Source organism: Kitasatospora sp. NPDC101155 (genome assembly GCF_044768305.1).
Taxonomy (GTDB): Bacteria; Actinomycetota; Actinomycetes; order Streptomycetales; family Streptomycetaceae; genus Kitasatospora.
On sequence record NZ_JBIWPN010000127.1, the window covers coordinates 1 to 4431 of the forward strand.

General features: G+C 74.1%; 2 protein-coding genes. Both read left to right on the forward strand.

Annotation, left to right across the window (positions count from 1 at the left end; all coding sequences use genetic code 11):
* Positions 1–3798: SDR family NAD(P)-dependent oxidoreductase (locus ACIRYZ_RS46205; RefSeq protein WP_402955687.1), on the forward strand; the 3798-nt coding region annotated here is incomplete at its 5' end.
* On the forward strand, positions 3798–4431 hold a 634-nt coding region (locus ACIRYZ_RS46210), incomplete at its 3' end, for a beta-ketoacyl synthase N-terminal-like domain-containing protein (RefSeq protein WP_402955689.1). The genes ACIRYZ_RS46205 and ACIRYZ_RS46210, both read left to right, overlap by 1 nt.

Consider the following 4431-nt stretch of genomic DNA (forward strand, 5'->3'; position numbering starts at 1 on the left):
ACCGGCGTGCCCGTCAACTGGCCCACCCTGCTAGGCGGTTCGGGACAGCACCTGGACCTGCCCACCTACCCCTTCCAACACCAACGCTACTGGCTACGCGCGACGGGCAGGACCGGCGACGCCTCCTCGATCGGCTTGCACTCCGCCGAGCACCCGCTGCTCGGGTCGATGACCGTGCTCGCCGACTCCAACGGCTACCTCTTCACCGGCCGCCTCTCGCAGGCGACCCATCCCTGGCTGGCCGATCACGTAGTCCACAACACCGTCCTGCTGCCCGGCACCGCGCTGATCGAGTTCGCCCTGCACGCCGGCCACCAGGCCGGCTGCGAGCAGGTCCGCGAGCTCACCCTGTCCGCACCGCTGATCGTGCCGGAGCACGGCGGGGTGGCGCTGCAGATCGCGGTCGGCGCCCCGGACGAGAGCGGCGACCGCTCGCTGGTGGTCTACGCCCGCCCGGCCGACGCGGCCCCCGAGGACCCGTGGACCACACACGCCGAAGGCGTCCTCGGCACCGGCACGCCGGTGCCGCCTGCGGACCTGGCCGCCTGGCCGCCCGCAGACTCCGAGGCCGTGGCGACCACCGCGCTCTACCCGGACCTGGCGGAGCTCGGCCTCGCGTACGGCCCGGTCTTCCAGGGCCTGCGGCAGGTCTGGCGCCATGGCGAGGACACCTACGCCGAGGTCGCCCTACCCGACCCCGGCGCCGAGGCCTCCCAGTTCGGCATCCATCCGGCCGTCCTGGACGCCGCCCTGCACGCCATGCTTCCGGGCGGGGGCGTCGAGCGGGCCGTGGTGCCGTTCGCCTGGCGGGGCGTCACGCTGCACGCCGCGGGCGCGCCGGCGGTCCGAGTGCGGCTTCGGCAGCTCGGGCCGGAGACCGTCAGCGTCAGCCTCGCGGACCAGACCGGTGCGCCGGTGCTGGAGGTGGACTCGCTGACCGTGCGGCCCGTTTCGGACGCCGCCCTGGCGAACGGCTCGACCGGTTCGCTCTTCCAGGTGGACTGGGTCGAGGTCCCCGCCCCGGCTGGCTCCGCCTCCTGGGCGGTGCTCGGCGACCGGGCGCTCGCCGAGGCGCTGGGCGTCCCGGGCCACCCTGACCTGGCCGCGCTGGCCGAGGAGGTCCCCGACGTCATCCTGCTGAACTGCGCGTCGCAGACCGGCTCCGAGGCCGACCTGACCGCTGCCGTCTGGCAGCACCTGGAGGTGCTGCAGGAGTGGCTGGCAGCGCCCCGGTTCGACGGGTCCCGCCTGGTGCTGCTCACCCGCGGGGCGATCGCGGTCCACCGCAGCGGTGAGGTCACCGACCCGGCACAGGCCGCCCTCTGGGGCCTGGCCCGCACCGCGCAGACCGAACAGCCCGACCGGGTCGTCGTGGTGGACCTCGACGGAGCGGAGGAGTCGCGCGCCGCCCTGCTCGGGATCCTCGGCACCGACGAGCCACAGCTGGCCCTGCGCGGCGGCCGGCTGTACGCACCCCGCCTGGTCCGCGCCGCCGGGCCGGCCGCAATGCCCACCCCGCCCGGCGCCCCGGCCTGGACCCTGGAGGCGGTACGGAAGGGCACCCTGGACGGGCTCGCCCTGGTGGCCGCCCCCGCCGCGACCGAGCCGCTGCAGCCCGGTCAGGTGCGGATCGCCGTACGTGCCGCGGGCGTCAACTTCCGCGACGTGCTGATCGCGCTCGGGATGTACCCCGATGACGCCCGCCCGGGCGGCGAGGGCGCCGGCGTGGTCCTGGAGGTGGGCCCGGGGGTGACCACGCTGGCTCCGGGCGACCGGGTGCTGGGCATGTTCACCGGTGCGTTCGGGCCGGTCGCGGTGGCCGACCACCGCACCCTGGCGCCGGTTCCGGACGGTTGGTCGTTCGCCCAGGCGGCCTCGGTACCCGTGGTCTTCCTCACCGCCTACTACGCGCTGGTGGACCTGGCGGCGTTGCGCCCCGGCGAGTCGTTCCTGGTGCACGCCGCCGCCGGCGGCGTCGGCACGGCGGCCGTGCAGCTCGCCACCCACCTGGGGGCCGAGGTGTTCGGCACCGCGAGCCCTGCCAAGCACCCGGTGCTCCGCGCCATGGGCCTGGCCGACGACCACATCGCCTCCTCACGCACCCTGGACTTCGAGTCCGCCTTCCGCGCCGCCACCGGCGGTCGGGGCATCGACGTGGTGCTGAACGCGCTGACCGGCGAGTTCCTCGACGCCTCGTTGCGGCTGCTGCCCACCGACGGGCGGTTCCTGGAGATGGGCAAGGCCGACCTGCGGGATCCGGCCGGTGTCCCCGGCTACCAGGCCTTCGACCTGGTCGACGCCGGGCCGGAGCGAATCGGGCAGATGCTGCGCGAGCTGCTGGTGCTCTTCGACCGCGGCGTGCTCAGACTGCCGGAGATCACCACCTGGGACGTGCACCGCGCGCCGGAGGCGTTCCGGGCGCTGAGCCAGGCCCGGCTGGTCGGCAAGGCGGTGCTGCTCGTCCCGCCCGCGCCCAAGCCCGAGCACACCGTGCTGATCACCGGTGGCACCGGCGCGCTGGGCGCGCTGGTGGCCAGGCACCTGGTGGCCGAACACGGCTTCAGGAACCTGGTGCTGGCCAGCCGCGGTGGCCCGGCCGCGCCCGGCGCCGAGCAGCTGGCGGCCGAGCTGGCCGCCGCGGGCGCGAACGTGCGGGTGGTCGCCTGCGACGTGGGCGAGCAGGAGGAGCTGTCCCGACTGCTCAAGGAGATACCGAACCTGACCGGCGTGGTGCACACGGCCGGGGTGCTCGCGGACGGCGTCCTCGAAGCCCAGAGCCCGACCTCGCTGGCCAAGGTGATGCACCCCAAGGCGGATGCCGCCTGGTACCTCCACCAGCTCACCCGGGACCGGGACCTGGCCTTCTTCACCACCTTCTCCTCGGCCTCCGGCGTGCTGGGGACGGCCGGCCAGGCCAACTACGCGGCCGCGAACACGTTCCTGGACGCGCTGGCCGAGTACCGGCACGCGGCCGGGCTGCCCGCCACCTCGCTGGCCTGGGGCCTCTGGGAGCAGTCAGCGGGCATGGCCGAGACCCTGAACCAGCAGGACCTGCGCCGGATCAGCAGCGGCGGCGTGCTGCCGCTGAGCCCGGCCGACGGGCTGCGCCTGATGGACGCAGCCCGGGCCGAGCGACGCCCCAGCCTGGTGCCGATGCGGCTGGACGTCGCGGCGCTGCGCACCCGGTACGCCGGGGACGCGGTGCCGGCGATGCTGCGGGCGATGGTCCGCGGTCGCCGGACCGCCGCCGGGCTGCGGCAGGCGGACGCCACCGAGGCCCGCTACGCCGGGCTGCGGGCACTCCCGCCGGTGGAGCAGTGGCCGGCCGCACTCGAGTTGATGCTCGCCGACGTCGCCGCGGTGCTCGGCCACTCCTCACCCGGGGAGCTCGCTCCGGACCGGTCCTTCAAGGACATGGGCTTCGACTCGCTGACCGGGGTGGAGCTCCGCAACCGGCTGCGCGGCGCCACCGGCCTCCCGCTGTCGGCCACCCTGGTGTTCGACTACCCGACGCCCGAGCTGCTGGCCCGGCAGCTCCTCGACCAGATCGTGCCGGCCGCGGCCGGACCGATGGACCGGATCCGCACCGGTCTCGACCAGCTCGACGCCGACTTCGCCGAGCTGGCCGACAGCGAGCGGTTGCACGCGGAGATCATCAACCGGCTGCAGGCAACGCTGTGGAAGCTGACCGGTGCCAACACCGAAGAGACCGGACCCTCCGCCGAGGAGCAGCTCGACGCTGCCAGCGCGGACGAGGTACTGGACTTCATCGACCGTGAGTTTGGAGATCTGACCTAGTGGCGAACGAAGAGCAGCTCGTCGCGTACCTCAAGCGCGTCACTGCCGATCTGCACCGCACTCGGCAGCGCCTCACCGACGTGGAAGCCAGGTCGCTTGAGCCGATCGCGATCGTGGGCATGGCGTGCCGGTACCCGGGCGACGTGAACTCCCCAGAGGACCTCTGGCAGTTGGCCGTCGACGGCCAGGACGCCATCGGAGCGTTCCCCGCCGATCGCGGCTGGGACCTGGGCCTGGACGCGGACTTCGCGAGGGTCGGCGGCTTCCTGCGGGACGTCGCGGGCTTCGATGCCGGGTTCTTCGGAATCTCGCCCCGGGAGGCGCTGGCCATGGACGCCCAGCAGCGGCTGCTGCTGGAGGTCTCTTGGGAGGCGTTCGAGCGGGCGGGCATCGATCCGGCCTCATTGAAGGGCAGTCAGACCGGCGTGTTCGCCGGGCTCGGCGGCAGCGACTACCAGTCGCTGGCCAGCGCAGCCGACCCGGCCCGGCGCGGCAGCGAGGTCGCCGGCCTGGTGCTGACCGGCAACGCGGTCAGTGTGGCCTCCGGGCGGATCTCCTACACCCTGGGCCTGGAGGGCCCGGCGGTGACGGTGGACACCGCATGCTCCTCCTCGCTGGTGGCGCTGCACCTGG